This is a genomic window from Actinomadura sp. J1-007 (assembly GCF_009793335.1).
Taxonomy (GTDB): Bacteria; Actinomycetota; Actinomycetes; order Streptosporangiales; family Streptosporangiaceae; genus Spirillospora; species Spirillospora yumaensis.
In genome coordinates this window covers 814,173-840,196 of sequence record NZ_WING01000002.1, presented here as the reverse complement: position 1 = coordinate 840,196, position 26,024 = coordinate 814,173, and the positions used below count along the sequence as shown (strand labels likewise).

Below are 26,024 nucleotides of genomic sequence, written 5' to 3'. Positions count from 1 at the left end.
TACGCCGAGTCCCCGGGCCCGGTGGGCATGATGGGATCATGAAGCGCCGCAGGATCGCGTACGCGATCATGATGGGCAGCTGCCTCACGCTGTTCGTGCTGGCCTGGGCCGTGGTGCGGCGGTTCTCGCCGCCCGCCGCGGTCGCGATGTCCGTCGCGGCCATGCTCATCCCGCCGTTCGCCGCCATCGTGGCCAACTGGGGGATCGACCGCCCGGACCGGGACGAGGCGGAGCGCGACGCCGCCCGCCGCGACCGCGAGCGCGGCGGCGGGCCCGGCGGGGACGGCGGCGGGGACGGCGGGGAGCCCCGGGCGGGCGCTGAGCACGGGGAGGGGCGGGGCATGATCGGGCCGGGCGCCGCCGGGCTCCTGGACCTGGCGGGCATCTTCGTGTTCGCCGTGTCCGGGCCCTCGCGGCCGTGCGCCAGCGGCTCGACGTGGTCGGCATGGTGGTGCTGGCCGAGATCACCGCGCTCGGCGGCGGGATCCTGCGCGACCTGGTGATCGGCGCGGTGCCGCCCGCCGCGTTCACCAGCCTCGGCTACGTGCTGGTGCCGCTCGGCGCGTCGGCGCTGGTGTTCTTCTGGCATCCGCAGGTGACGCGGCTGCTGCCCGCGGTGCTGTTCTTCGACGCGGCGGGCCTCGGGCTGTTCTGCGTGACCGGCACCGTGAAGGCCCTCGACCACGGCCTGTCGCCGCTGCACGCGGTGCTGCTCGGCGTGGTCACCGCCGTCGGCGGCGGCGTCCTGCGCGACATGCTGAGCGGCCAGATCCCGTCGGTGCTGTACGACCGGCAGCTCTACGCCCTGCCCGCCCTGCTCGGCGCGGTCGTGATCGCCCTGGCGTACGAGGCGGACCTGCACGGCGGGTTCGTCTCGGCGGGCGCCGCGCTGCTGGCGTTCGGGCTGCGGGTGCTGGCGCTGCGCTACGGCTGGCGGACCCCGCGCCCCCGCGGCGTCCCCGACTAGCGCCGCTGGCCGGGCCGGGGCGCGCCCCGGAAAGGGGACATGGGGGCCCGTACTTCGCGCTGGAACGGTCGAAGGGGTACCGTCACGGCTATGGGTCGGATCACCGTGCGCAGGCCCGTACTGCGGCTCGGCACAGGAGGGACGCGCGCGCGGCGGCCGGACACCCTCGCCGTCGAGGAGCCGCTGGAGATCCGGGTCGCCGGCCGTCCGCTGACGGTCACGATGCGCACGCCGGGCGCCGACTTCGACCTCGTCGCGGGCTTCCTGGCCGCCGAGGGGATCATCGGCGGGCCCGATGACCTGACCGCGATGCGCTACTGCGCCGACACCGAGGAGCAGAACACCCTCGACGTGGCGCTGGCCCCCGGCGTCCGGCCGCCGGACGCGCTGCTGGAGCGGGCGTTCACCACGACCAGCGCGTGCGGGGTGTGCGGGAAGTCCAGCATCGAGGCGCTGCGGGTCGAGCGCCCCTACGACGTGGCCGGCGACCCGGTCGAGCTGTCCCCAAGGTGCTGGCGGAGCTGCCCGACCGGCTGCGCGAGGCGCAGCGGGTGTTCGACCGCACCGGCGGGCTGCACGCCGCCGGGCTGTTCGACGCCGACGGCGGCCTCCTGGCCGTGCGGGAGGACGTGGGACGGCACAACGCGGTCGACAAGGTCGTCGGCTGGGCGCTGCGCAAGGGGCTGCTGCCGCTGCGGGGCCGGGTCCTGATGGTCAGCGGGCGCGCGTCGTTCGAGCTGACGCAGAAGGCGTCGCAGGCCGGGATCCCCGTGCTCGCGGCCGTCTCGGCGCCCTCGTCGCTGGCCGTGGAGCTGGCCGAGGACGCCGGGATGACGCTGGTCGGGTTCCTGCGGGGCGAGACGATGAACGTCTACGCGGGCGCGGAGCGTATCGGCCGCTAGGGCGGCCCGATTGTCATCCAGCGGTGAAAACCCGTAGGTAACTTGTGGTCCGCGCCCCAAGAAACGCGGCCGCCCGGGAGTTGACTGTCCCCCCAATGGGAGGCGCGTGCCGTCACGCCCTCGGGGGCGCGCGTGCCGCCGCACGCCTCCCGGCACGCGGGCGGGACGAGGGAGAGGGAATGACGAGGCCCCTGGCGCACGGCGGACGGGCGTCCGAGATCGACGAGCGGCACCCCCCGATCAGGACGCGGCGCGTCTCGTTCGACTGGGAGAGCACGCCGCTGCACTGGGTGCCGGGCGACCCCGTCGCCACCCACATCATCAACGCGTTCCACATCGTCCTGCCCGAGGGCGAGAAGTGGTTCATCCAGTGCGTCAAGGACGCCCGCCCGCACCTGAAGGACGAGCGGCTGCTGGAGGAGATCAAGGGCTTCATCGGCCAGGAGATGGTGCACTCGCGCTCGCACCAGGGCGTGCTCGACCAGATCCTGGAGCGCAACGGGATCGACGTCTCCAGGATCACCGCGCCCGCGGCGCGGGCAACGCGGACCGGGCGAAGCAGATGGCCGAGCTGAAGGAGCGCAACCCGCGCGCGTGGCGCCGCCGGCTGCGGTTCGAGCTGGCCGCGGTCGCCTCGATCGAGCACTACACGGCGGTGCTCGGCCAGTGGATCATGGACAACCGGCGGCTGGACGAGGCGGGCGTCGACCCGACGATGCTCGACCTGCTGCGCTGGCACGGCGCCGAGGAGGTCGAGCACCGCTCGGTCGTCTTCGACGTCTACAAGGCGTTCGGCGGCGGGTACGCCATGCGCGTCCTCGCGTGGGTGGTGTCGCTGTTCTTCCTCTACTGGGCGCTGATCGGCGGCTCGCTGTACCTGCTGCGGCAGGACCCGACGATCACGAGGCGCGTCACGTTCCCGCGCGTGTACCGCTCGTACCGGCGGTCCGTGCGGCGCGGGACGGTGCCCGGCGTGTTCCGGCTGCTGCTCGGGGAGGCGCCCGTCTACCTCAGGCCCGGCCACCACCCGTCGAAGGTGTGCTCGACGCCGCGGGCGCTGGAGTACCTGAAGACCTCGCCGGCCGCCCGTTCCGCCGGATACGACCCGTACTGAGGCGCCACGGCCCCTGACCGAGGCGTCATACTGGCCCTGCCGCGGATCATCGCGATCCGCGGCGCGGGGCCGGAGCACAGGCCGGCGCGCGCGGCGCCGGGCCCCCGCGGCGTTCGTGGCGAGCGTCACCCCGCCCCCGGCTTGACCGAGGTTCAATTCGGGGGTTAATTAACAGCGTGTCCAATAATGTGGCGCTCGCCCGCACCGACAGCCCCGCGGAGCTCGAGCGATTCCGTGAGATCCAGCGCCTGTGCTACGAGTGCGCCGACGAGGTGGCCGCCACGCTCGAACCGGGCGTGACCGAGCGCGAGGCGTGCCGCCGGATGCGCCGGTGGCTGCGCGCCCACGGCGTCGACGACTGGCTGCACACCCCGTTCGCCTGGTTCGGCGACCGCTCCGCGTTCACCGGCTTCAAGACCCCCGCCGCGTTCCTGCCGAGCGGCGCGCGCCTGGAGGAGGGGATGCCGTACATCCTCGACATGGCGCCCGTGAAGCGGGGCTACGCCGCCGACATCGGCTACGGCGGCGTCCTCGGCGAGAACCGGATCTGGGAACGGCTCGACGCCGACCTCGCCGAGTACCGGTCGTTCATCCTCGGCCTGGTCCGCGAGCGGCGCACGTTCGCCGACATCTACGCCGAGGTGGACGCGCTCATCGACCGGCAGGGCTACCAGAGCCGCCACCGCAAGTACCCCGGACGCGTCATCGGGCACCAGGTCGGCGTCATCGGCGGGATCCTGCCGAAGGGCGTCGGCTTCCCGTTCGGCGTCCGGTTCCTCCAGACGATCGGCCGCGAGCTGGTCAAGGAGCGCCTTGAGGGCCGCTCGCCGCTGTGGAACGGCGCCAAGGCGTCCGAGCACCCGCCGACGCCCGGCCTGTGGGCGGTCGAGCCGCACATCGGGTTCCGCGGCGTGGGCGTGAAGTTCGAGGAGCTCCTCGTGGTCACCGAGGACGACGCGTACTGGCTCGACGACGACCTGCCCCACGTGCACCGCTGGGCGCGGCGGGAGGCGCTGGCGTGATGGCCGCCGAAGCCGACAAGACCGTCCGGCGCGTCCGCGGCGACGGCGTCGACCTCGCCGTCTACGAGCAGGGCGACCGGTCCAGGCCGACCGTGCTGCTCGTGCACGGCTACCCCGACACCCACGCCGTCTGGGACGAGGTGGCCGAACGGCTCGCCGGCCGCTACCACGTCGTCCGCTACGACGTGCGGGGCGCGGGCGCCTCGTCCCGGCCGTACGGGAGCAGGCGCTACACCTTCGACTACCTGATGGCCGACATGCGGGCCGTGCTGGACGCGACGGCGCCCGAGCGCAAGGTGCACCTGGTGGGGCACGACTGGGGGTCGATCCAGGCGTGGGAGGCCGCCTGCACGATGCCCGACCGGTTCGCCTCGTTCACCTCCATGTCGGGGCCGTGCCTGGACCACGTCGGGCACTGGATGCGGCGCAGGCTGGCGCGGCCGACGCCGCGCAACGTCCGGCACGCCGCCGGGCAGGGCGTGCGGTCCTGGTACATCTACTTCTTCCAGACGCCCGTGCTGCCCGAGCTGCTGTGGCGCGGCGGGCTGGCGCGGCCGTTCGCCCGCGCGCTGGAGCTCGGCGAGGGCGTCCGGCCGCGCGAGGGCCACCCCGCGCGGACGCTCGGCCGCGACGGCGCCGCCGGCGTCGGCCTCTACCGGGCCAACATGCTGCGGCGGCTCCGCGCGCCGCGCGACCGCCGCACCGACGTGCCGACGCAGGTGATCGTCCCGACGCGCGACCTGTTCGTGTCGCCGCACCTGGTCGGCGGCCTGTCCGGGCGCGTCCCGAACCTGTCGCTGCGGACGGTCGCCGCCGGGCACTGGGTGCCCCGCAGCCACCCGGACGTCGTCGCGCGCTGGATCGACGAGCACGCCACCGCCGCGACCGGCGGGACGCTCACCGCCGCCGAGTCCCGCGCGCTGCGCCGCGCGAAGGTCGACCGGGGCCGGCGCCCGTTCGAGGCGTCCCTGGTCGTGGTGACCGGCGCGGGCAGCGGGATCGGCCGCGCCACCGCGCTCGCGTTCGCCGAGCGCGGCGCCGAGGTGGTCGCCGCCGACCTCGACCTCGCGGCGGCCGAGCGCACCGCGGAGCTGGCGGGCCTGCTCGGGCCGTCCGGCCACGCCTACCGGGTGGACGTGTCGGACGCCGCCGCCATGGAGGACTTCGCCAAGACGGTGCTGCACGAGCGCGGCGTCCCGGACGTGGTCGTCAACAACGCCGGGATCGGCATGGCCGGGTCGTTCTTCGACCACACGATGCGCGACTGGGAGAAGGTCCTGGACGTCAACCTGTGGGGCGTCGTCCACGGGTCGCGGCTGTTCGCGGCGCAGATGGCCGAACGGGGCGAGGGCGGCCACATCGTCAACACCTCGTCGGCCGCCGCGTTCACCCCGTCCCGGTCGCTGCCCGCGTACGCGACGAGCAAGGCCGCCGTGCTGATGCTGTCGGAGTGCCTGCGCGCGGAGCTGAAGGGCAAGGGCATCGGGGTCAGCGCGATCTGCCCGGGGATCGTCAACACCAACATCACCCGGACGTCGCGGTTCGTCGGGCAGGGCGACGCCGAGCAGGACCGCAGCCGCGCCCGCGCGTCCCGCGCGTACGCGCGCCGGGGCTTCGGGCCGGACGGCGTGGCGGAGCGCATCGTCCGGGCCGTCCAGGACGACCGGGCGGTCGTGCCCGTGACGCCGGAGGCGCGGCTCGGCTACCTGGCGTCGCGGGCGGCCCCCAGCGTGATGCGCCTGCTGGCCCGCCTCAACGTCGGCTGACGCGCCGAACGCCTCCGGGCCGGGGGCGGGGGCGTCCGGGCGCGGCTAGACGGACTCGGTGAGGTTCAGGCCCGTCTCGGGCTCGAAGAGGTGGATGGCGTCGGGGTCGTAGTCGAGCTCGATGTCCTCCCCCTCCCGCGCCTTGGACTTCGGGTCGAGGCGGGCCACGAGCTGGACGTGCCGCTCGTCGGCGACGTGGCCCTGGAACGCGTCGGCGAGGTGCTCGGACTGCACCGCGCCGACGCCCTCCAGGTCGATGTAGGCGAACTTCTCCGCGCCGAGCGACTCCAGGATGTCGACGTGGCCGGTGAAGGTGAGGTCGCGGCCCTGCGGGCGCGACTCGCGGATGAGGCGGGCGTCGCCGAACGCCTCGGGCCGGATGCCGAGGATCACGTGCTCGGGGGCGTGGTGGGCCTCCAGGGCGCGGCGCATCCGGGTCGAGAGCGGGATGACGCCGAGCACGTTGTGCAGGCCGTCGTCGCAGATGTCGGCGGGCAGGAAGTTCATCGACGGCGACCCGATGAACCCCGCGACGAACAGGTTGTGCGGGTGCTCGTACAGCTCCTCGGGCGTCCCGACCTGCTGGACGAGGCCCTTGCGCATCAGCACGATCCGGTCGCCGAGCGTCATCGCCTCGGTCTGGTCGTGGGTGACGTACACGGTGGTGGTGCCGAGCCGCTTCTGGAGCCGCGAGATCATCGTGCGCATCTGCACGCGGAGCTTGGCGTCCAGGTTCGACAGCGGCTCGTCCATCAGGAACGCCTTGGGCTCGCGGACGATCGCGCGGCCCATCGCGACGCGCTGCCGCTGCCCGCCCGACAGGTGGATCGGCTTGCGGTCCATCAGCGACTCGATGTCGAGGATGTGCGCCGCCTCGGCGACCTTCTTCCCCGTCGTCTCCTTGTCGACCTTGGCGAGCTTCAGCGGGAACGCGATGTTCTCCCGGACCGACATGTGCGGGTACAGGGCGTACGACTGGAACACCATCGCGATGTCGCGGTCGCGCGGCGCCTTCTCGTTCATCCGCTCGCCGCCGATGGTCAGCTCGCCCTCGCTGATGTCCTCCAGCCCGGCGATCATGTTCAGCGTCGTCGACTTCCCGCAGCCGGACGGCCCGACGAGGATGATGAACTCCCCGTCGGCGATGTCCAGGTCGAGGTCGTGGACGGCGACGGTGCCGTCGGGGTACCGCTTGGCCACCCTGTCCAGGACGATCTCAGCCATGGTCGCACCTCATCCCTTCACGGCTCCGGAGGTCAGGCCGGACACGATCCGGCGCTGGAAGAACAGCACGAACACCACGATCGGGATCGTGATCACGATGGCCGCCGCGGCGATCGACCCGGTCGGGTCCTCGAACTGCGAGCTGCCGGTGAAGAACGAGATCGTCGCCGGGGCGGTGCGGGCCCGGCTCGACGAGGTCAGCGAGATCGAGAACAGAAAGTCGTTCCAGCACAGGATGAACGCCAGGATCGCGGTCGTCACCACGCCCGGCATCGCCAGCGGCACGATCACCATCCGGAACGCCTGGAACGGCGTCGCGCCGTCCATCTTCGCGGCCTTCTCCAGGTCCCACGGGATCTCCCGGAAGAACGTCGAGAGGGTGTAGATGGTCAGCGGCAGCGCGAAGGTGATGTACGGCAGGATCAGCCCCGGCCAGGTGTTGAACAGGTGCAGCCCGCGCTCGATCTGGAACAGCGGCGTCACCAGCGAGATCTGCGGGAACATCGCGATCAGCAGCGAGATCCCGAGCACCATCGACTTGCCGGGGAACGCCAGCCGCGCCACCGCGTACGCCGCCATGGTGCCGATCACGATCGCCACCAGCGTGGAGATCACCCCGATGCCGATCGAGTTGACCAGGCCCCGCACGAAGTCGCCGTTGTCGAAGATGCCGGTGTAGTTGGACCAGGTCCACTTCGTCGGCCAGAACGTCCCCTTGGTGATCGTCGCCGGGTCCTTGAACGACAGCGACGCGATCCACGCCACCGGGATCAGCGCGTACAGCAGCACCAGGACGTCGACGGCCGTCCACTTCACCTTGCGGCGCGCCGCCCTGGACATCAGCGCCTCCCCGCGGGCCGGCCGGGCGCGCTCGTGCCCAGCAGCTTGACGAACACGAACGCGATGACGGCGACGGCGACGACGATCAGCACCGACATGGTGGAGCCGATGCCGAGGTTCAGGCCGCTGATCAGGTTGTGGTAGGCGATGATCGACACCGAGGACGTGCTGTCGGCGCCGTTCGTCAGCACGTAGATGTTGTCGAAGATGCGGAACGCGTCGAGCATCCGGAACAGCAGCGCGGCGAGGATCGCGGGCTTCATCAGCGGCAGCGTGATGAGCCGGAACCGCTGCCAGGGGCCCGCGCCGTCCATCGACGCGGCCTTCAGCGCGTCCTCCGGCACGAGCGCGAGGCCGGCCATGAGCAGCAGCGCCATGAACGGCGTGGTCTTCCACACCTCCGAGAGCGTGATGATCCCGATGGCGGGCCAGTGCTCGGTGAGCGGCGCGCTGCCGGCCGGGAGGACCCCGGCGAGCCAGCCCGTGCCGGGCGTCCAGGCGTACTTCCAGCCGTACGCCGCCGCGACGGTGACGATGCCGTACGGGATCAGCACGAGCGTGCGGACGATCCCCCGGCCGACGAGCGTCCGGTACATCGCGAGCGCGAGCGCCATCCCGAGCACCAGCTCGATGGCCACGCTCACCACGGTGACCAGCAGCGTCACCCAGAACGCCTCCCACCAGAACGAGCTGGACAGGACCGTCGCGTAGTTCTCGAACCCGATCCACGCCTTGCGCCCCGGGAACCTCAGGTCGTAGCGCTGCAACGACAGCAGCACCGAGTACACGATGGGCCAGCCGGTCACGAGGACCATGACGAGGGCGGCGGGCGCGCACAGCCACCAGCCCAGGCGGCGCTCGGACCTGCGGCCCTCGGACAGCGCCTTCTCCGGCCCGGACCCGGCCCCCCGCCCGGATCCGGCGGCGGAGCCGGATCCTGGCCGGGAGCCGCCCGCGGCCGCGGCGCCCGCTGCGTTCGCGCTCACGGAAGCACCCCCTTGCTCTGCAACGCGTCGGAGATCAGGCTGCGCAACGTGGTGAGGGACTTGCGCGGGTCGATCGACCCGGGCGGCGACAGCGTCACCGCGGTGACGGTCGACACGTTCTGGTAGGTGGGGGTCTTCGGGCGGGGCGCGGCGGTCTTGAGCGCGGCGAGGATCTCCGCCCGCATCGGGAACGTCTGCGCCATCCCGGAGCGTTGTAGACGGCGTTCATGGTGGGGGGCAGGCCGTCCTTGACGGCGGCGATCCGCTGGCTCTCGGGGTCGCGCATGCACAGCGCCGCGCGGAACGAGGCGTCGGGGTACCGGGAGTAGCGGCTCACCCCGAAGTTCGCGCCGCCGAGCGGGGCGCGCCCGGGGCCGTCGATGCCGGGGTAGGGCGCCCACCGGAACCGCGGCAGCAGCTCGGGCCGATTGGAGGCCATCGAGGCGTACACGAACGGCCAGTTCACCTCGTAGGCGGCGCGGCCGGCCTCGACGGCGAGCCGCGCGTCGTCCTCCTTGGTGTTGGAGATCGACGGGTCGGCGGCCTCGGAGCGCCCGAACTCGCGCATCACCCGCAGCGCCCTCAGCGCGGGCCCGCCGAGCGTCACCCGCTCCCCGGACGGGTCGAGGATGTGGCCGCCGCCCGACTCGACCAGGCTGTTCAGCCACACGACGATGCCCTCGTACTGTGCGCCGGTGACCTCGCCGTAGTGCGGCCGCCCCTGCGCGGCGAGCTTCGCGGAGGCGTCCATGAGGCCCGCCCACGTCTTCGGCGGCGCGGGCATGAGGTCGGAGCGGTACCAGAGGAGCTGCACGTTGGTGTTGTACGGCGCCCCGTACAGCCGCCCGTGCCAGACGGCGGTGTCGAGCGGGCCGGGCAGCGAGTCCCTGCGGGCCTCGCGGGCGTACGCGCCCGTCCACTCGCGGATCCAGCCGGCCTCGGCCAGCTCGGCGGTCCACGTGACGTCGAGGCCGAGGACGTCGAGGCCGGAGTCGCCCGCCGCGAGCCGCCGCACGAGCTGCTCGCGCTGGTCGTCGGCGCCGCGCGGCAGCGTGTTGTTGACGATCCGGTAGCGCCCCGCGGCCATCCGGTTGCAGCGGTCGACGATGGCGTCGAGGTTCTCCTGCGGCGCGTTGTAGAAGTTGATGACCGGGACGCGGGACCCGCCGCCCCCGCAGCCCGCGAGCAGGCTCCCGGCGAGCGCCGCCGGGAGGAGGAGGGCCGCGGTGGCGCGGGTCCGGCCGCCGTGCGGGCCACACGAACCGATCCGCATCGGACGTCCCCCTCACCACGCCGCGCCGGCGTCTTCCCCTCGGATGGACATCACGGCACCTACCCGGACGGAACGCCATGATCACCGAGTGTGGCGGAATCATTACCGTTCCATGATCGCGCCGTGCGGATCGCCCGCCCGGCGCGCCGGAGCCCCGCGAGCGGGCTCACGGAGCGGTCACAGGCTGTGCTCCACGTCGGCGAGGCTGCCGGTGCGGGTGTCCATCAGCCCGAGCCGGATCAGGTCGTCGCCCGCCACGGTGTGCAGCAGCCAGTCCCCCAGCACGCGCGTCTTGGCGCGGGCGGACGGCACCGTCATCAGGTGGTAGCCGCGCGTCACGGCCTGCGCGGTGACGCCCTTCAGCTCCGCGCCGAGCGGCCGGGCGACCGCCTGGGTGCCGCCGAGGTCGACCACCAGGCCGAGGTCGCGGTGCCGGTACGGCCGCGGCTCGCCGCCGAGCAGCGACGCGGCGACGTTGTGCGCGGCGGTGCGCGCCTGCCGGGTCGCGTGCTGCGCGGTCGGCGGGCAGATCGCGCCCTCGCCCTCCTCCAGGTCGGGCACCGCGGCGGCGTCGCCGAGCGCGAACACCTCGGGCCGCCCGGCCAGGCGCAGGTCGGCGCCGACGACGAGGCGGCCCTTCTGCGTCGGGGCGTCCAGCGTCGACACGACCGCGCTCGGCTGGACGCCCGCCGTCCAGATGGTGGTGCGGCACGGCAGCGTGCTGCCGTCGGTCAGGTGCGCGGACGACTCGGTCAGCCGCTCCACGCTCGTGCCGAGCCGGATCACGACGCCGCGCCGGACCAGCTTGCGCATCGCGACCTGCCCGAGCCGCTCGCCCAGCTCCGGCAGCAGGTGCGGCGCGACGTCGATGAGCGTCCAGCTCAGCAGCGCCGGGTCGAGCCGCGGGAAGCTCTTGAGCGCGCGCGTGGTGAGCAGCTGGAGGTTCGCGGCGGTCTCCACCCCGGCGTAGCCGCCGCCCACCACCAGGAACCCGAGCCGCGCGGCCCGTTCGGACGCGTCGAGGCTCGCGCTCGCCAGCTCCAGCTGCGCGATGACGTGGTCGCGCAGGTAGACGGCCTCGGCGAGGTTCTTCATCCCGTGGCCGTGCTCCTTCAGGCCGGGGATGTCGAAGCTGCGCGTGACGCTGCCCGGGCACAGCACGAGCCGGTCGTACTGGAGCGTCGCGGTCCTGCCGTCGATCTTGGTGAGCTCGACGGTCCGCTCCCCCGGGTCGACGGCGGTCGCCTTGCCGGCACCAGCCGGGTGCGGCGCAGCAGCCGGTGCAGCGGGCCGGCGATGGACCGCGGGTCCAGCAGGCCGGCCGCCACCTCCGGCAGCAGCGGCTGGTACAGGCTGTAGCCGAACGGCGAGACCATCAGGATCTCGGCCGCGGCGGGCCGGAGCCGCCGCTCCAGGCGGCGCGCGACGCCGTAGCCGGCGAAGCCGGAGCCCACGATCACGATGCGGGGTACAGGCACGGTCACTCCTCACAGTCGATCTACCACGCTACGTGACGTACCCCGGCCGCAATCGAACGCCCCGCCCGTCCGCCGCGCCGTTCCGCCGGAGCGCGGGCGCTTGACCCGCTCTTGGCGGTTTGGCTGCGAAGGGTTTCCCCGGCCGACGGAACATGCGACGTTTACAGGGACGAGCCCGGCATCCGGTCGCGCGGCCCGCCGGGCGCCCACCGGCACCGGAGCGTGAGGCATGCGGATTCGCGACGTTCTTCGACGGAAGGGAAGCACGGTGGCCACCGTGCCGCCCGAGGCCACCGTGCGCGACCTGCTCGCCACCCTGGCCGAGCACAACATCGGGGCGGTGGTGGTGTCGCCCGACGGCGTCGCCATCGCCGGGATCGCCTCCGAGCGCGACGTCGTCCGGCGGCTGCACGAGCAGGGCGCGGACCTGCTCGGCCGGCCCGTCAGCGACATCATGACCTCGCAGGTGCGGACCTGCGGACCGGGCGCCGCCGTGGACGAGCTGCGCCGCACCATGACCGAGCACCGCGTCCGCCACCTGCCCGTCGTGGAGGACGGGCGGCTCGTCGGCATCGTCAGCATCGGCGACGTCGTCAAGAGCGCGATGAACGAGCTGGAGAGCGAGCGCGAGCACCTGGTGGACTACATCCAGCGCGCCCCCTGACCGCGCGGCCGGGAGCGTCCGGGAGCGTCCGGGCCGTTCAGACGTAGGCGGGCAGGGGACGGGCCGCCGGGGCGGCCTCGACCTCGCGGTGCGCTCCGGCGAGCCGTTCGGCGGCGGTGCGCAGCGCCTCGGGCGGCAGCACGAACGACAGCCTCACGTAGTCCTCCAGCACGCCGTCGGCGCCGAACGCCGGGCCGGGCACGACGCGCACGCCGTGCCGCTCGGCGGTCTCGGCGAGCCGCGTCGCGACCGGCGCGGGCATCCGCGCCCACAGCGACAGCCCGCCCTCCGGCACGCGGAACTCCCAGCCGGGCAGGTGCTCGCGCAGCGCGCCGGCGAGCGCGTCCCGCGAGCGCGTGAGCTCCCGCGCGCGCTGCTCCCGCACGTCGTCCACGCTCGCCAGCAGCTCGCGGACGATGAGCTGCTCCAGGACCGGGCTCGCCATGTCGAACGGCTCGCGCGCGAGGACCAGGCGGCGGGCCAGGGGCGCGGTCGTGCGGATCCAGCCGATGCGCAGCCCGCCCCACATCAGCTTGGACGCCGACCCGACGCTGATCACCCGCCCGCCGCGGTCGTGGGCGGCGAGCGGCGGGACGCGCGGCGCGCCCGTGTCGTGGCCGAGGTCGGCGAACGTCTCGTCCGCGACGAGGAACGCGTCGGCGCGGCGCGCGGCGTCCACCAGCGCGGCCCGGTCGCCGTCCGGCATCAGCAGGCCGGTCGGGTTGTGGAAGTCGGGGACCGTGTACGCCATCCGCACCGGGGCCTGGCGCATGCTCCCGGCCAGCAGCTCGACGTCCCAGCCCCGTTGACGCCGACGGGGACGAGCCGGGCGCCCCGGCGGCGCAGCGCGCCGAGCGCGTGCGGGTAGGTGGGCCGCTCCACCAGCACGGCGTCGCCCGGCTCGACCAGCGTGTGGATGAGCAGCGTGAACGCCTGCTGCGCCCCGCTGGTGACCACGATCTGGTCGGCGCGGGTGGGCACGCCGCGCGCCGCGTACCCGGCCGCGACGGCCTCGCGCAGGCTCTCCAGCCCGGCGGGTTCGTAGCCGGGCCCGGCGGAGTGGCGGGGCAGCTCGGCGACCGCGGCGGCGACCGCGCCGTCGAACACGGCCGGGGCGGCGGGCGCGGCGCAGCCGAGGTCGAGGAACGCCGCGTCGCCGGGGCCGCGCCCCGGAGCGAACACCCCGCCCGCCGGGCGCGGGCCGGTGACCGACACGCCGGCGGGCGGCAGGGCGGTCCAGCTCCCGGCGCCCTGCCGGCTCTCGACGTACCGCTCCGCGCGGAGCCGGTCGTACGCGGCCGTGACGGTGGTGCGGCTCACGCCGAGCGCGGCCGCCAGGTCCCGTTCGGCGGGCAGCCGCGTGCGCGGCGCGAGCCGCCCGTCCTGGACGAGGCCGCGGACGGCGCGGGCCAGCGCCGCGTAGACGGGCCGTTCGGACGGGACGTCGCCCAGCAGCCTGGCCATCTGCGGGCCGCTCACGTAACGCGCGCTCATAGAACCACTTTCCCCCATTGGCCCTAGAATTTCCAGGCCACTCCCGTCCAGAATCACCCCATAAGCCACCCCATCACCTGCGAAGGACCTCCAGAATGGCCCTGCTAGCTCGCCGCGTCGTCCAGCTCTACGCGGGATTGGCCTTGTACGGCCTCGGCATCGCCCTCCAGGTGTCGTCCGGACTGGGCAACGACCCGTGGGACGTCCTGCACCAGGGCCTGTCGCGGCGGTTCGGCCTGTCGATCGGCGTATGGATCGTCATCACGGGGGCGCTGGTGCTGCTGGCCTGGATCCCGCTGCGGCAGCGGCCCGGCGTCGGCACGCTCAGCAACGTGGTGCTCGTCGGCGTGTTCACCGACCTGTTCCTGTGGCTGCTGCCCGACCCGCACGCCCTCGCCGCGCGCTGGACGTACCTCGTCGCGGCGGTGCTGGTCGGCGGGTTCGCGACCGGCTGCTACATCGGCGCCGGGCTCGGCGCGGGCCCGCGCGACGGCCTGACGACCGGCCTGGCGGCGCGGGGCCACTCGATCCGCGTGGTGCGTACGGCGATCGAGCTGAGCGTCCTCGCGGCGGGCTGGCTCCTCGGCGGAACGGTCGGCGTCGGCACCGTCCTCTACGCGGTGACGATCGGCCCCCTCACCCACGTCCTCCTGCCCGCCCTGACCATCGCCCCGAAACCGGTCCCCGCCTCCCCGCGGACCCGTCCACCCCCGCCCCCGAACCGGCCGTGACCCGCTGACGGTCCACCTCGACGGCGCGGGCGGGTCGGAGGGTCAGCGGGCGGCGTGGAGGCGGACGACCTGCTCGGCCAGGGCGGCGAGCAGGGGCGCGGCCTCGGCGGTCAGCTCGTCCAGCGCGCGCGGGCCGTCGGCCAGGCTGAACGCGGCGGTGAGGCCGAGGGCGTGCAGGTCGTCCAGCGGGCCCGCGAGGCCTCCGGCGAGCGCGACGGCCGGGATCCCGCGCTCGCGGGCGAGCCCGGCGACGACGGAGACGACCTTGCCTCCCGCGCTCTGCCCGTCGAGCCGCCCCTCGCCGGTGAGGACGAGCCCGGCCCCGGACAGCGCGTCCGGGAGCCCGACCGTGTCGGCGACCAGTTCGGCGCCGCGCGCGGGCTCGGCGCCGAGCAGGCCGGCGAGGCCGCCGCACGTCCCGCCCGCCGCGCCCGCGCCGGGCAGGTCGTGGACGCGCGCGCCGGTCGTCGCCGCGACGACGTCGGCGAACGTGCCGAGCGCCGCGTCCAGCTCTTGGATCTGGCCGGGCGTGGCGCCCTTCTGCGGCCCGAACACCGCGGCGGCCCCCGCGGGACCGACGAGCGGGTTGGTCACGTCGCAGGCGACGCGCAGCCGTACGGCCCTGACCTCGGCCGGGACGCCTGAGGCGTCGATCGCGGCGAGCCGGGCGAGGGCCGCTCCGCCCGGCGGCAGCTCTGCCCCGTCCGCATCGGTGAACCGGAACCCGAGCGCGCGCAGCAGCCCGGTCCCGCCGTCGGTGCTGGCGCTGCCGCCGACGCAGACCAGCACGTCGCGGGCGCCGCGCCGCACCGCGTCGGCGATCAGCTCGCCGGTGCCGTGCGTCCCGGCGTTCATCGGGTCGGGCGGGAGGTCGGAGACCAGCGGCAGCCCGGACGCCGACGCCAGCTCCACGACGGCGGACGCCCCGTCGCCCGACAGCGCGTAGCGGGCCCGGACGGGACGGCCGAGCGGGTCGGTCGCGGGCAGCTCGACCTGCTCGCCGCCGCGGGCGCTGAGGAAGCAGTCGAGCGTGCCCTCGCCGCCGTCGGCCATGGGCACCTCGGCGATCTCGGCGTCCGGCACGGCCCGGCGCGCGCCGTCCGCGACCGCCGCGCAGACGGCGGCGGCGCCGAGGCTGCCCTTGAACGAGTCGGGAGCGATCACGATGCGCAAGCGGGGTCCCTTCGAGTGCGGCCGACCGTTCCGACCCTAGAGACCGGACGGCCCGCCGCGCATGGGGCCGTACGCCGAACCTGGCCCACGTCAGCGGGGCGCGCGTTGTGCACGCGCACAACCGGCTCAGCCGGCGCCGGCCGCCAGGAGGGCGACGCGCAGCGTGGCCGCGTCCTCGAACCGGCGCGGGTCGTACGAGGTCAGCTCGGCGACGCGGCCGAGCCGGTAGACCAGGGTGTTGCGGTGCACGCCGAGGGCGCGGGCCGCCTCGGCGACGCGCCGGTCGCGGGCGAAGTACGCGCCCAGCGTGGCGCGCAGCCCCTCGTCCAGCGGCCCGAGGACCCGTTCGGCCAGCGCGGCGCGAACGTCCTCGCCCGCACGGGCCAGCAGCACGTGCACCTCCAGGTCCCGCAGCCGCGCGTCGTCCGGCAGGGCCGTTCCGCACAGGGCGAGCCGTCCGCGCCCGACCGCGTCGGCCAAGGCGGCGAACCCCGCCGCCTCCCCCGCGTCCAGGATCGTCCCGCCCTCGGGCAGGCGGTCCCGCAGAGCGGTGAGGCGGGCGCGCGTCGGCGCGGCGGCCTCCGCGACCACCCACAGCGTGCCCGTGGCGTCCACGGCCGCCAGCACGGTCTCCGGATCGTCCCCGAACGCGCCCTCCGCCCCGAACGCCCCCTCCGCTCCGAACGAGCCGCCGCCCAGCTCGGACGGCCGCCCCGCAGCGCGCGGACGCAGCGCGTGCACACGGTAAGGCGGAACGAGGCGCGCCCCGACGAGCCGCAGGCGCTGCCGCCACTCGGTCGCCGTGAGCCGCCCGGACGCCAGGTCCTCGACGATCTGGGTACGCGCCCGGCGCCGCCACTCCGTCTCGGCCCGCAGCGCGCGATGCGTGATCAGCAGCTCGCTCATCAGCACCACCGCCTCGGCGAGCGGCCCGACCTCCGCCGGTTCGCCGCTCACCCCGACCACGCCCGCGATGCCGCCGCCGAGCCGGATCGGCAGGTTGACCCCGGCGCGCGTGCCGCGCAGCTCCCGCGCCCGCTCCCCCGTCACCGAGAACGGCTCGCCCGTCTCCAGGACCCGCCGCGCCCCGTCGTGCACCGCGCCGACCCGCGCCCGGTCGCCGCTCGCGATGATCACGCCCCGGTCGTCCATGATGTTGACGTTGCGGCCGAGCCTCTCGATGATCTCGTCCACCACGGCCTGCGCCTCCGAGCCACTGCTCATCGGCGCATTCTAGGAGCCCTCGCCTGGGACGCCCGCCCGGCGGCTCGCGCCCTGCCCTTGCCCTGCCCGTGCCTTCGCGAGCGCCGCGTCGCCTCGCGATCCGTCCGACGGGCAGGGGACCGGACGCTCGGGCGCGTGGGTCGTTCGATCGGGTCGGCGGCGCGGGCCGCGGTCAGTGTTCGGCGGTGAGGGTGGTGAGGACCGTGGCGAACTCCTCGGGGAGGACCAGGGCGTCGCCCTCGTAGCGGGTCTCCAGGAGGGTCAGCTCGCCGCCGCGCCACCAGTACAGGTGCGGGCTGAGCGAACCCGGGCCGTCCTCGTACGCCCGGTGGGCCTGCGCCTGGAGCTCGCGGGCGGCGGCGACGGCGGCGCGGTAGCGGGCGCGGGGCGAGGCGTCCGACGGGCGCAGCGTGTGCGCGACGATCAGGCTGCGGTTGGGGGCGACGACGAGCGCGCCGTGCGGCCCGAGCGGGAGGTACTCCTCCAGCCAGGCCAGGTGGGTCACGGCGTAGAACGTCCAGCCGTGCAGCACCGAGACCCGCACGCCGCTCAGGTCCTGCTCGTCGAGCTGGAGCGGTCCGTCCGCGCGGACGTTGGCGCGGCCCAGCATGAACAGCGCGTCGCCGGAGACGGGCCAGCCGTCCATCTCCTCGTTGGTGACGGTCCGCACCGTGGTCGGGGTGTCGACCACCACGACCTCGATCAGGCCGGGCGCGAACGGGCGGGCGGCGAGCACGCCGTTGTCGGCCTCGGCCGGGTAGATCCGGGTCCGCAGCAGGTGCTGGGCGAGGTCGAAGTCGCTCAGGTCGAGCGGCTCCTCGATCGCGGTGACGATCGTGGTGACGTGGTCGGACACCAGCGCCGGCCAGTCGTCGCGCGGCACCAGCCGGGCGAGCTGGCGCAGGTTGCGCAGGCTGACGTGCAGCCGGTTGGCGCCCTCCAGCAGCATCACGTCGCCGGGGACCCGGCGGCACGAGTAGCCGAGGCTCTCGGCCACCAGCACCAGCAGGGAGTCGAGGGTGCCGTCGTCCCAGGGTTCGGGACGGGCGTGCCTGCCGCTCATCGCGCGCCTCCGGGAGCTCGAAGGGTCAGTGTCCCGGCGTCCAGAACGGCCGGGGCGCCCAGTTCCAGCGTGCGCTGGCGGGGCCCGTGCCCGGCGGGGACGCCGGCCACGATCGGGATGCCGAGCGGCCCGAGCCGCGCGGCGAACACCGCGTCGAGCTCGGCGGGGTCGCCGCACCTGTCCCAGGTGCCGAGCGCCACGCCGGCCGCGCCGTCGAACCAGCCCGCCTGGACGAGCTGGACGAGCATCCGGTCGATCCGGTACGGGGCCTCCGTGACGTCCTCCAGGAAGACGATGCGCCCCGCCGCGGGTGGCGGGGCGTAGGGGGTGCCGAGCATCGCGACGAGGAGGCTGAGGGTGCCGCCGGCCAGGAGGCCCTCCGCCCGCCCGGACGCGAGCGCGTGCGTGCCGGTGAGGGCGTCGCCGCCCTCGCGGAACAGGACCGAGCGGAAGCCGTCCACCGTCTCGGCGAGGTCGCCGCCGAGGTCGTCGCGCCCCGCGGCGTCGGCGAGGAGCCCCGCGGGCATCGGGCCGAACGAGGTGGTGACGCCCAGGCGCGTTCCAAACGCGACGTGCAGGGCGGTGATGTCGCTGGAGCCGTGCAGGGCCTTCGGCTCGCCGCCGGCGGCGGCCCGCAGGGCCTCCCAGTCGAGGTGGTCGAGGACGCGGGTGGCGCCGTAGCCGCCGCGGGCGCAGACGACCGCGCGCACGCGGGGGTCGCACCAGGCGGCCTGGAGGTCGGCGGCGCGGTCGGCGTCGGCGCCGGCGAGCCGCTGCCAGTCGCCGCGCAGGGGCCGGGGCCGCCGAGGCCGACGCGGTCGAGGGCGTGCTTGGCGACGGTCACGTCGAGGCCGAGGTCGCGCAGCAGCCGGCAGCCGTTCTCCAGCTTCGCCGGGTCGGCCGGGCCGCTCGGGGCCACCACCGCCACCCGGTCGCCCGGCCTCAGCCCGGCGAACCGTTCGGGCGCGGGACGCGGAACGCGTTCCGAACCGGATTCGGGCCGGGACCAGGGCATGGAACCGGGCGCGCCGGGCCGACCGTCCTCCGCCCCCGCGCGGGCGCCCCCGCTCATCAACCCGATCCCTCCTCGCACCGCAACGGATAGAGCTTGTCAGGATACGGTCGCCAGCGGAAGGGCCGTCCGGTCACGGGTCGCCAACAGATCACGAACCGGTACCGAGTACCAGACCGGCCAGCCGGGGCAGCGTCTCGCCGATCGGGCCGCGCAGCACCGCGTCGGCGACGTCGTCGTACGGCGTCTCCTGGGCGTTCAGGACGACCAGCCGCGCGCCGTGGTCCACCGCCTCCAGGCAGAGCCCCGCGGCGGGCTGGACGGTCAGCGACGTGCCGACCGCCAGGAACAGGTCGCAGGTCCGGGCGGCGATGATCGCCGCGTCCAGCACGTCCTGCCTGAGCGCCTGCCCGAACGAGATCGTCGCGGACTTCTGGACGCCGCCGCACTCGGCGCACGGCGGGTCCTCCTCCCCGGCCTCCACGCGCGCGAGAACGTCCTGCATCGGCGTCCTCAGGCCGCAGGAGAGGCATTCGGCCTCCCGGGCGGTGCCGTGGATCTCGATCACGGTGTCCGGACCGGAGCCGGCCGCCTGGTGCAGCCCGTCGACGTTCTGGGTGATCAGGGCGCGCAGCCGCCCGCCGCGCTCCAGCTCGGCGAGGGCGGCGTGCCCGGCGTTCGGCTCGGCGCGCAGGGCGGCCTGGTCGAGCCGCGCCCGCCAGGCGCGGCGCCGCACGTCCGGGTCGGCGAGGTACGATCCGATCGTCGACATCGCCTCGGCCGCCGGATCCCTGGTCCAGACCCCCTGCGGGCCCCGGAAGTCCGGGATCCCGCTGTCGGTGCTGATCCCGGCGCCGCTGAGGACCGTGATCGACCGGGCCTGGGGAAGCCATCCGGCGAGAGTGAGCGGAGCGTCCATCCGATCAGGCTAGGGCCGGGACGTCCGGCTCCGCGCCCCCGTTTCCGGGCCGGTCGGGCGGTGCGTCGCGGTCCGTCCGCCCTGCGATGGTGAGAAACTTGGTACTCGTATGAGGTCGACGCCGCACATCCTCGTGATCAACGGCACCAAGGTGCGCCGTCCGGTCTTCATCCTGGGCGCCCCCCACTCGGGCGCGGACCTGCTGGCCCGCGCGGTCAAGCGCTCGGCCGGCTTCCACCTGACCACGGGCCGCCCCGGCGTGCTGCGGGTCACCTACGCGTTCGCCCGCCGGCCGTCCATCGCGACCGAGCGCGGGCGCGGCGCGGCGCGGGTGCTGCGCGACGCCTACGCCGAGTCCTGGCTGATCTCGGGCCGGGCCTGCGCCGCCTGCCCGGCCGAGTGCCGGGAGCTGGCGGGCCTCCCGCCGAAGGCCGAGGAGCCCGTCGATCCGGGCGTGGCCGGGTCGTGCGTCCCCTCGCCCGACGTGGTGCGCTTCGCCGACGCGTCCCCCGACCTGCTCTACAGCGCCGACGTGCTCCTCGACGCGTTCCCCGACGCGCAGCTCCTCCAGGTGATCAGGGACGGCCGCGACGTGGTGGCGGGGATGCTGGGCGACGAGCGGTGCCTGGCCTGGTTCAAGCCGGGCCTCGCCAACCTCGACCGGGTGTTCCCCAACCCGTTCTTCGGCGTGGAGGAGCTCGCCGAGCGCGACCGGTGGGCGGGGTCGGCGACGGCGGTCAAGTGCGCGCTGCGCTGGCGCGGGTCCGTACGGCTCAGCGCCCGGCTGCGGCAGCAGACCCCCGAGGAGCAGCTCCACACCGTCCGCTACGAGGAGCTCGTCGCCGACCCGCGGCGCGCCGCCGACGCGGTCTCCGAGTACCTCGGCGCCCCGATCTCGCGGACGGCGCTGACGGGCCTGGTCAGGACGGGCCGCCGGGAGGCCGACGAGCACGGCGTCGGGTCCTGGCGCGAGCGCCTCACGGCCCGCCAGCTCGCCCAGGTCGAGAAGGTCGCGGGCACCGAGCTGCGCCGCCTCGGCTACCCGCTCGGCTCCCCCTGAGCCCCCGCCGGGTGCGGGCTGCGCGGGTGGCACGGGCGGCGCGGGTGGCACGGGCGGCGCGGGTGGCACGGGCTGCGCGCGGCCGGGTCAGCGGCGGCGGATGATCTCCGACGGGGACGGCACCTCGGGGCCGAGCCAGCCGATCGCGACGCCCGCGGCGCCGAGGCCGACCAGCAGGACGGTGTAGCGCCCCGGCCCGCTCCGCACGACCCGCCCCGGGTTGATCGTCACTCGCATGGTGTCCCCTCTCTCGCGGACGGCGCGGCCCGGAACGGACCGCTCCACCCGACTGTGACGCCGCCGGGTGGCCGCCGGGTTGCGAATCCGGCGCGTCCAAAGGAAGTCCAGGAAACCGCATCCGAAGTCCCTTAAGGGATGATTCCCCGCGAAACAGGGGCGTTACCGGTGACGCTGGTTACACGGAGCGCCGCCGCGCCGGACGTGCCGCCGCGCCAGGGGTGCCGCCGCGCGCCTCCCTACACCGAGGACGTCTTGGCGTGCGTCTCCACGCGCTCCTCGCCGTCCCCCCGGCCGTCGCTCTGCCGGGCGAACTGGGTGCGGTACAGCTCCGCGTAGAGGCCGCCGCGCAGGAGGAGGCCCTCGTGGCGGCCGCGCTCGGCGACCCGGCCGTTCTCGATCACCAGGATCTGGTCGGCCTCGCGGATGGTGGAGAGCCGGTGCGCGATGACCAGGGAGGTCCGCCCGGCGAGGGCCGTCTTCAGGGCCCGCTGGACGGCGGCCTCGGACTCGGAGTCCAGGTGCGCGGTCGCCTCGTCCAGGACGACGACGGACGGCTCCTTCAGCAGCAGCCGGGCGATCGCGAGGCGCTGCTTCTCGCCGCCCGACAGGCGGTAGCCGCGGTCGCCGACGACCGTGTCGAGCCCCTCGGGCATCTCGGCGAGCAGGCCCCCGACCTGCGCGGCCTCCAGTGCTTCGAGGATCTGCTCGTCGGTCGCGTCGGGACGCGCGTACCGCATGTTCTCGCGGATCGTGTCGTGGAACAGGTGGGCGTCCTGGCTGACCACGCCGACCCGGGTGCGCAGCGAGTCGAGCGTGACGTCCCGGACGTCCTCGCCGCCGATCCGGACCGCGCCGTCGGACACGTCGTACAGCCGCGACACCAGGTGGGTGATCGTGGACTTGCCCGCCCCGGACGGCCCGACCAGCGCGACGAGCTGCCCGGGCTCGGCGGTGAAGTCCACGTCGTGCAGGACCTCGCGGCCCGGCGCGGTGTCGGTGCGGGCGATCGACTCCAGCGAGGCCAGCGAGACGTCCTCGGCGGACGGGTAGGCGAACCGCACGTGGTCGAACGACACCGAGGGCGCGGCCGGGGCGTCGCCGTTCCCGCCGTTCGCGCCGCGCTCGGCGGCGGCGAGGTCGCGGGCGCCCTTCCGGTCGCGGATCAGCGGCTTCAGGTCGAGCACCTCGAACACGCGGTCGAAGCTGACGAGCGCGGTCATCACGTCCACGTGCACGTTGGACAGGGCGGTGAGCGGGCCGTACATGCGGGTCAGCAGGGTGGCGAGCGCGACCAGCGTGCCGAACTTGAGCGTGCCGTCCACGACCAGGACGCCGCCGACGCCGTACACCATCGCGGTCGCGAGGGCCGCGACGAGGGTCAGGGCGGTGAAGAACACCCGCCCGTACATGGCGGCCACGATGCCGATGTCGCGGACGCGCGCGGCGCGCTGGGAGAAGTTGCGCTCCTCCTCGGCCGGCCGCCCGTACAGCTTGGCGAGCATCGCGCCCGCCACGTTGAACCGCTCGGTCATGAGCGAGCTCATCTCGGCGTCCAGCACCATCTGCTCGCGGCTGATCCGCGAGAGCCGCTTGCCGACCCACTTGGCCGGGAGGATGAAGATCGGCAGCAGCAGCAGCGCGATCACGGTGACCTGCCACGACAGGACCATCATCGTGACCAGCACCAGGACCAGGCTGATCACGTTGGACACGACCGACGACAGCGTGGTGGTCAGGGCGCGCTGGGCGCCGATCACGTCGTTGTTGAGGCGGCTGACGAGCGAGCCGGTCTGGGCGCGCATGAAGAACGCGACGGGCTGCCGCTGGACGTGCCCGAACACCTGCGTGCGCAGGTCGTAGATCAGCCCCTCGCCGATCTTCGCCGAGTACCAGCGCTGCGCGAGGCCGAGCACCGCCTCCAGCAGCGCGAGCCCGGCCACGCCGACCGCGAGCCAGACCACCAGGCCGTCCCGGCCGGGGACGATGCCCCGGTCGATGATCGCCTTGAGCAGCAGGGGGTTGGCCACCACGATCAGGGCGGCGAGCGAGTTCAGGGCGAGGAACAGCACGAGCTCGCGGACGTAGGGGCGGGCGTAGCCCGCGATCCGCCTGGTCGTGCCGGGCTTGAGCTTCTGCTGGGTGACCGAGCCGTCACGGCGGAACGAGGCCATCACCTGCCAGCCGCCGCCCGGCATTCCCGGCATGCCCACGTGTGCCTCCGAGGGGTCCGCCGCCCGCGCGCGTCCCGCGGGCGTGCATGTACGTAATCAAGTAAGCATCTCAGTGTCCGAGGGCCACAACACGCGCCCGGGACGGCCACTTCCCCGGTCCGCTCACGGCGTAACACCCTGGCCGGAGCGATCGCCGCCCGGCCGGCCGCGACGGCCCGCGCCCGGGAGCGCGGACCAAAGCGCGGCCGGCGCCGCGGCCCGCCCCGCGCGGGCCGAGGTGCGCGGGCCGAGGTGCGCGGGCCGAGGTGCGCGGGCCGAGGTGCGGGCCGGAGCGTGGACCGAGGTACGGGCCGGAGCGCGGACCGGAACGCGGGCCGAGGTGCGGGCCGGAGCGCGGACCGAGGTGCGGGCCGCGCCACGCGGGCCGGAGTGCGGGGCGCGTCGTACCGGGTCTCGGGAGCGGGCCCGGGCGGGCGGGCGGCCCGCGCCGCGCGCGGCGGGGGCACGGCCGCGCCGCGCGCGGCGGCGGCACGGCCGCGCCGCGCTCCGGGCTCCCGGCCCCGCGCGGGCGGGCGCGCGAGGCGACGACGCCGCACGCCCGGCAGCGGGTCACAGGCCGTCCGATATCGGGCGTTCTTATGGACTTCCTGGCGATCCGGTAGTAGATGTGATCAACAATTTCAGGCTCACACCCCCCAGGAGCCCCTGTGACACGACGCTTCCTGCGAGGCGGCGCCGGCGCGATCACCCTCGCCTCGGCACTGCTCGCGACGACCGCCCTCCCGGCGGGCGCGGCGCCCGACCGGCCCGCGTCCCCCGGCGGGCCGCCCGCGGCGGGGCCGCGCGTGGCGAACGGAGAGACCCAGCCCGTCTACTCGCGCGCCGACGCGGTCACCCAGGTCGTCAACATCGAGACCACGGTCGACAGCGACCGCGACGGAGCCCGCGACCGCGTCCAGATGCGGATCATCCGGCCCAAGGAGACGGACGGGTCGCTGAAGGTGCCGACCGTGCTGGAGGCCAGCCCGTACTGGGCCGGCACCCACGACGTCCCGAACCACCCGGTCGACATCGGCGACGCGCGGTCGCGCGCCCTGCGCTCCTCGCCGCGCAACCTCGCCGAGATCTTCCCCGGCTACCTCGACAACTACTACGTCCCGCGCGGCTACGCGGTCGCCAACCTCGACAGCATCGGCACCGGCGGCTCGACCGGCTGCCCGACGTCCGGCGACCGGCAGGAGCAGGCGGGCGCCAAGGCCGCCGTGGACTGGCTGAACGGCCGGGCCCGCGGCTGGACCCCGCAGGGCGCGCCGGTCAAGGCCGGCTGGTCCACCGGCAACGTCGGCATGATCGGCCAGTCCTACAACGGGACGCTGCCGAACATGGCCGCCGCGACCGGCGTCCCCGGCCTGAAGGCGATCATCCCGATCGCCGGGATCTCCAGCTGGTACGACTACTACCGCGCGAACGGCGGGGTGCTGGCGCCCGGCGGCTTCCAGGGCGAGGACCTCGACGTGCTCGCCAAGGCGGTGCTGACCCGCCGGAACCCCGAGGTCTGCAAGAAGGTCATCGACGACATCGAGGCCACCCAGGACCGGGAGACCGGCGACTACTCCAAGGTGTGGGCGCAGCGCGACTACGTCGGCCAGGCCCGCAAGGTCCGCGCCGCCGTCATGGTCGTGCACGGCCTGAACGACTGGAACGTCAAGGTCAAGAACTCCGTCCAGTGGTGGAACGCCCTGAAGCGGGCGGGCGTGCCGCGCAAGCTGTGGCTGCACCAGGCCAACCACGCCACGCCGTTCCGCTGGCGCCTGGAGGAGTGGCTGCGGCAGACGCACCACTGGTTCGACCGCTGGCTCTACAACATCGACAACGGCATCACCAAGGAGCCCCGCGTCGACGTCGAGCGCGCCCCCGGGCAGTGGGAGACCGCGAAGGACTGGCCCGTGCCCGGCACCCGGTCCGTACCGCTCAGCCTGAACGCGGGCCCGGCGGGGCAGCCCGGCGCCCTCGCGCTGCGGCCCCGGCCCGGCGCCGACCAGTCGTTCACGGACGAGGGCCGGACCCGCACCGCCGAGCAGCTCCTGGTCAACGAGGACCGGGCCGACCCGAACCGGCTGGCCTACCTCACGCCGCCGCTGAAGGCCCCCGTGCGGGTGAACGGCATCCCGCAGGCGGCGCTGCGGGCCTCGCTCGACGGGCGGTCGCCGTACCTGACGGCGCTGCTGGTCGACTACGGCACCGACACGCGGCCGACGGGCGGGCGCGTCGACACCGGCCAGCGGGTCTGCTACGGCGAGAGCGTGCCCGGCGACGAGGGCTGCACGACCCGGCAGGCACTGCGCACCGAGACCGCCCCGTTCAAGATCATCACGCGGGGCTGGCTGGACGCCCGCAACCGGCGCGGCCCGAGCCGCACCGACCCGATCAGGCCCGGCAAGGCGTACGACTTCCGCTGGGACTTCGAGCCCACCGACTACGTCGTCAAGCCCGGCCACCGGCTCGGCGTGGTCGTCCTGTCCACCGACTACGACTACACGCTCCGCTACCCGGCGGGGACCAGGGTGACGGTCAGGCCCGGCACCAGCAAGGTCATCCTGCCCCTGGCCCGGGGAGGCCGCGAGGCCCTGGGCGGCTGACCCGCGTCCCGTTCAACCGCTGCGCGCCGCCGGCACGGACCTGTGCCGGCGGCGCGCCGCGT

Annotated in this window: 23 protein-coding genes and 2 pseudogenes; 11 read left to right on the top strand and 14 right to left on the bottom strand. The window is 74.6% G+C overall.

Features of this window, described 5'->3' with window-relative positions; translation table 11 throughout:
* The first annotated feature begins 38 nt into the window (after window positions 1-38).
* The 7 genes and pseudogenes from GEV43_RS52170 to GEV43_RS37810 all read left to right on the top strand — a co-directional run bounded on the left by GEV43_RS52170 (window position 39) and on the right by GEV43_RS37810 (window position 5,771).
* Entirely contained in the window at window positions 39-503 is a 465-nt protein-coding gene (locus GEV43_RS52170) for a DUF3099 domain-containing protein (protein ID WP_175250981.1), read from the top strand.
* A complete protein-coding gene (locus GEV43_RS37830; protein WP_309240143.1) occupies window positions 419-967 on the top strand; it encodes a TRIC cation channel family protein in 549 nt (182 codons plus the stop codon). Before GEV43_RS52170 ends, GEV43_RS37830 begins: the two co-directional genes overlap by 85 nt.
* A 90-nt stretch (window positions 968-1,057) precedes the next feature.
* Window positions 1,058-1,869, top strand: a pseudogene (gene fdhD / locus GEV43_RS37825) (formate dehydrogenase accessory sulfurtransferase FdhD).
* Between the two features lie 179 nt (window positions 1,870-2,048).
* On the top strand, window positions 2,049-2,444 hold the full coding sequence (locus GEV43_RS52165; protein ID WP_241684189.1) for a metal-dependent hydrolase: 396 nt from the start codon (window positions 2,049-2,051) through the stop codon (window positions 2,442-2,444).
* On the top strand, window positions 2,432-2,983 hold the full coding sequence (locus tag GEV43_RS52160; protein WP_241684188.1) for a metal-dependent hydrolase: 552 nt from the start codon (window positions 2,432-2,434) through the stop codon (window positions 2,981-2,983). The genes GEV43_RS52165 and GEV43_RS52160 overlap by 13 nt, the downstream gene beginning before the upstream one ends.
* Window positions 2,984-3,159: 176 nt before the next feature.
* Complete coding sequence (locus GEV43_RS37815; RefSeq protein WP_375539127.1) at window positions 3,160-4,005, top strand: M24 family metallopeptidase; 846 nt, start codon at window positions 3,160-3,162, stop codon at window positions 4,003-4,005.
* Window positions 4,005-5,771, top strand: coding sequence for an SDR family oxidoreductase (locus GEV43_RS37810; RefSeq protein WP_160825502.1), 1,767 nt, complete (start codon window positions 4,005-4,007; stop codon window positions 5,769-5,771). The genes GEV43_RS37815 and GEV43_RS37810 overlap by 1 nt, the downstream gene beginning before the upstream one ends.
* Before the next feature lie 45 nt (window positions 5,772-5,816).
* Here the strand turns inward: GEV43_RS37810 and GEV43_RS37805 are convergent, their stop codons facing one another.
* The 6 genes from GEV43_RS37805 to GEV43_RS53440 all read right to left on the bottom strand — a co-directional run bounded on the left by GEV43_RS37805 (window position 5,817) and on the right by GEV43_RS53440 (window position 11,572).
* The gene (locus GEV43_RS37805) at window positions 5,817-6,995 is read right to left on the bottom strand and encodes an ABC transporter ATP-binding protein (protein ID WP_160825501.1); all 1,179 of its coding nucleotides are present in this window, start codon (window positions 6,993-6,995) and stop codon (window positions 5,817-5,819) included.
* 9 nt (window positions 6,996-7,004) lie between these two features.
* Window positions 7,005-7,835, bottom strand: coding sequence for a carbohydrate ABC transporter permease (locus GEV43_RS37800; protein WP_160825500.1), 831 nt, complete (start codon window positions 7,833-7,835; stop codon window positions 7,005-7,007).
* Entirely contained in the window at window positions 7,835-8,821 is a 987-nt protein-coding gene (locus tag GEV43_RS37795) for a carbohydrate ABC transporter permease (RefSeq protein ID WP_160825499.1), read from the bottom strand. The genes GEV43_RS37800 and GEV43_RS37795 overlap by 1 nt, the downstream gene beginning before the upstream one ends.
* Before the next feature lie 94 nt (window positions 8,822-8,915).
* Window positions 8,916-10,094, bottom strand: a complete 1,179-nt coding sequence (locus GEV43_RS37790) for an extracellular solute-binding protein (protein WP_206681569.1) — start codon at window positions 10,092-10,094, stop codon at window positions 8,916-8,918.
* Between the two features lie 177 nt (window positions 10,095-10,271).
* Window positions 10,272-11,294, bottom strand: a complete 1,023-nt coding sequence (locus tag GEV43_RS37785; protein WP_309240241.1) for an FAD-dependent oxidoreductase — start codon at window positions 11,292-11,294, stop codon at window positions 10,272-10,274.
* Window positions 11,207-11,572 (bottom strand): FAD-dependent oxidoreductase, encoded by a 366-nt coding sequence (locus GEV43_RS53440; protein WP_309240240.1) that lies wholly within the window; start codon window positions 11,570-11,572, stop codon window positions 11,207-11,209. The genes GEV43_RS37785 and GEV43_RS53440 overlap by 88 nt, the downstream gene beginning before the upstream one ends.
* Before the next feature lie 229 nt (window positions 11,573-11,801).
* Here GEV43_RS53440 and GEV43_RS37780 point away from each other — a divergent pair, with 229 nt between their 5' ends.
* On the top strand, window positions 11,802-12,236 hold the full coding sequence (locus GEV43_RS37780) for a CBS domain-containing protein (protein ID WP_160825498.1): 435 nt from the start codon (window positions 11,802-11,804) through the stop codon (window positions 12,234-12,236).
* Window positions 12,237-12,273: 37 nt separating this feature from the next.
* Here GEV43_RS37780 and GEV43_RS37775 read toward each other — a convergent pair.
* Window positions 12,274-13,730, bottom strand: a pseudogene (locus GEV43_RS37775) (PLP-dependent aminotransferase family protein).
* A gap of 95 nt (window positions 13,731-13,825) precedes the next feature.
* Here GEV43_RS37775 and GEV43_RS37770 point away from each other — a divergent pair.
* The gene (locus tag GEV43_RS37770; RefSeq protein WP_160825497.1) at window positions 13,826-14,461 is read left to right on the top strand and encodes a YitT family protein; all 636 of its coding nucleotides are present in this window, start codon (window positions 13,826-13,828) and stop codon (window positions 14,459-14,461) included.
* 42 nt (window positions 14,462-14,503) lie between these two features.
* Here the strand turns inward: GEV43_RS37770 and GEV43_RS37765 are convergent, their stop codons facing one another.
* From GEV43_RS37765 to GEV43_RS37745, 5 genes are all read right to left on the bottom strand, one after another.
* Window positions 14,504-15,625, bottom strand: a complete 1,122-nt coding sequence (locus GEV43_RS37765; RefSeq protein ID WP_309240239.1) for a glycerate kinase — start codon at window positions 15,623-15,625, stop codon at window positions 14,504-14,506.
* A 135-nt stretch (window positions 15,626-15,760) separates the two neighbouring features.
* Window positions 15,761-16,858: a sugar diacid recognition domain-containing protein gene (locus tag GEV43_RS37760; protein ID WP_160825495.1), complete on the bottom strand. Its 1,098-nt coding sequence runs from the start codon at window positions 16,856-16,858 to the stop codon at window positions 15,761-15,763.
* Window positions 16,859-17,030: 172 nt separating this feature from the next.
* A complete protein-coding gene (locus GEV43_RS37755) occupies window positions 17,031-17,921 on the bottom strand; it encodes a hypothetical protein (protein ID WP_160825494.1) in 891 nt (296 codons plus the stop codon).
* Window positions 17,918-18,712 carry an LD-carboxypeptidase gene (locus GEV43_RS37750; protein WP_241684343.1) on the bottom strand — a complete coding sequence of 265 codons (795 nt, stop codon included), beginning with the start codon at window positions 18,710-18,712 and terminating at the stop codon, window positions 17,918-17,920. Before GEV43_RS37750 ends, GEV43_RS37755 begins: the two co-directional genes overlap by 4 nt.
* A 372-nt stretch (window positions 18,713-19,084) precedes the next feature.
* Window positions 19,085-19,852 (bottom strand): NAD-dependent deacylase, encoded by a 768-nt coding sequence (locus tag GEV43_RS37745; protein WP_160825493.1) that lies wholly within the window; start codon window positions 19,850-19,852, stop codon window positions 19,085-19,087.
* Between the two features lie 109 nt (window positions 19,853-19,961).
* Here GEV43_RS37745 and GEV43_RS37740 point away from each other — a divergent pair, with 109 nt between their 5' ends.
* The gene (locus GEV43_RS37740) at window positions 19,962-20,912 is read left to right on the top strand and encodes a sulfotransferase (protein WP_160825492.1); all 951 of its coding nucleotides are present in this window, start codon (window positions 19,962-19,964) and stop codon (window positions 20,910-20,912) included.
* Between the two features lie 87 nt (window positions 20,913-20,999).
* Here the strand turns inward: GEV43_RS37740 and GEV43_RS37735 are convergent, their stop codons facing one another.
* Window positions 21,000-21,149 (bottom strand): hypothetical protein, encoded by a 150-nt coding sequence (locus tag GEV43_RS37735; RefSeq protein ID WP_160825491.1) that lies wholly within the window; start codon window positions 21,147-21,149, stop codon window positions 21,000-21,002.
* Between the two features lie 239 nt (window positions 21,150-21,388).
* Window positions 21,389-23,356, bottom strand: a complete 1,968-nt coding sequence (locus tag GEV43_RS37730; protein ID WP_375539139.1) for an ABC transporter ATP-binding protein — start codon at window positions 23,354-23,356, stop codon at window positions 21,389-21,391.
* Window positions 23,357-24,030: 674 nt separating this feature from the next.
* On the opposite strand from GEV43_RS37730, the gene GEV43_RS37725 reads away from it, so the two are divergent.
* A complete protein-coding gene (locus GEV43_RS37725) occupies window positions 24,031-25,962 on the top strand; it encodes a Xaa-Pro dipeptidyl-peptidase (RefSeq protein WP_160825490.1) in 1,932 nt (643 codons plus the stop codon).
* Window positions 25,963-26,024: the final 62 nt, after the last annotated feature.

What these genes read in the sequence shown, in the direction of transcription:
- GEV43_RS52165 (WP_241684189.1), top strand. Translation starts at nt 2,049, where the DNA reads ATGACGAGGCCCCTGGCGCACGGCGGACGGGCGTCCGAGATCGACGAG.
- GEV43_RS37755 (WP_160825494.1), bottom strand. Translation starts at nt 17,921, where the DNA reads ATGAGCGGCAGGCACGCCCGTCCCGAACCCTGGGACGACGGCACCCTC.
- GEV43_RS37740 (WP_160825492.1), top strand. Translation starts at nt 19,962, where the DNA reads ATGAGGTCGACGCCGCACATCCTCGTGATCAACGGCACCAAGGTGCGC.
- GEV43_RS52160 (WP_241684188.1), top strand. Translation starts at nt 2,432, where the DNA reads ATGGCCGAGCTGAAGGAGCGCAACCCGCGCGCGTGGCGCCGCCGGCTG.
- GEV43_RS37760 (WP_160825495.1), bottom strand. Translation starts at nt 16,858, where the DNA reads ATGAGCAGTGGCTCGGAGGCGCAGGCCGTGGTGGACGAGATCATCGAG.
- GEV43_RS37735 (WP_160825491.1), bottom strand. Translation starts at nt 21,149, where the DNA reads ATGCGAGTGACGATCAACCCGGGGCGGGTCGTGCGGAGCGGGCCGGGG.
- GEV43_RS37790 (WP_206681569.1), bottom strand. Translation starts at nt 10,094, where the DNA reads ATGCGGATCGGTTCGTGTGGCCCGCACGGCGGCCGGACCCGCGCCACC.
- GEV43_RS37770 (WP_160825497.1), top strand. Translation starts at nt 13,826, where the DNA reads ATGGCCCTGCTAGCTCGCCGCGTCGTCCAGCTCTACGCGGGATTGGCC.
- GEV43_RS37800 (WP_160825500.1), bottom strand. Translation starts at nt 7,835, where the DNA reads ATGTCCAGGGCGGCGCGCCGCAAGGTGAAGTGGACGGCCGTCGACGTC.
- GEV43_RS37780 (WP_160825498.1), top strand. Translation starts at nt 11,802, where the DNA reads ATGCGGATTCGCGACGTTCTTCGACGGAAGGGAAGCACGGTGGCCACC.
- GEV43_RS37810 (WP_160825502.1), top strand. Translation starts at nt 4,005, where the DNA reads ATGGCCGCCGAAGCCGACAAGACCGTCCGGCGCGTCCGCGGCGACGGC.
- GEV43_RS37730 (WP_375539139.1), bottom strand. Translation starts at nt 23,356, where the DNA reads ATGCCGGGAATGCCGGGCGGCGGCTGGCAGGTGATGGCCTCGTTCCGC.
- GEV43_RS37805 (WP_160825501.1), bottom strand. Translation starts at nt 6,995, where the DNA reads ATGGCTGAGATCGTCCTGGACAGGGTGGCCAAGCGGTACCCCGACGGC.
- GEV43_RS52170 (WP_175250981.1), top strand. Translation starts at nt 39, where the DNA reads ATGAAGCGCCGCAGGATCGCGTACGCGATCATGATGGGCAGCTGCCTC.
- GEV43_RS37745 (WP_160825493.1), bottom strand. Translation starts at nt 19,852, where the DNA reads ATGGACGCTCCGCTCACTCTCGCCGGATGGCTTCCCCAGGCCCGGTCG.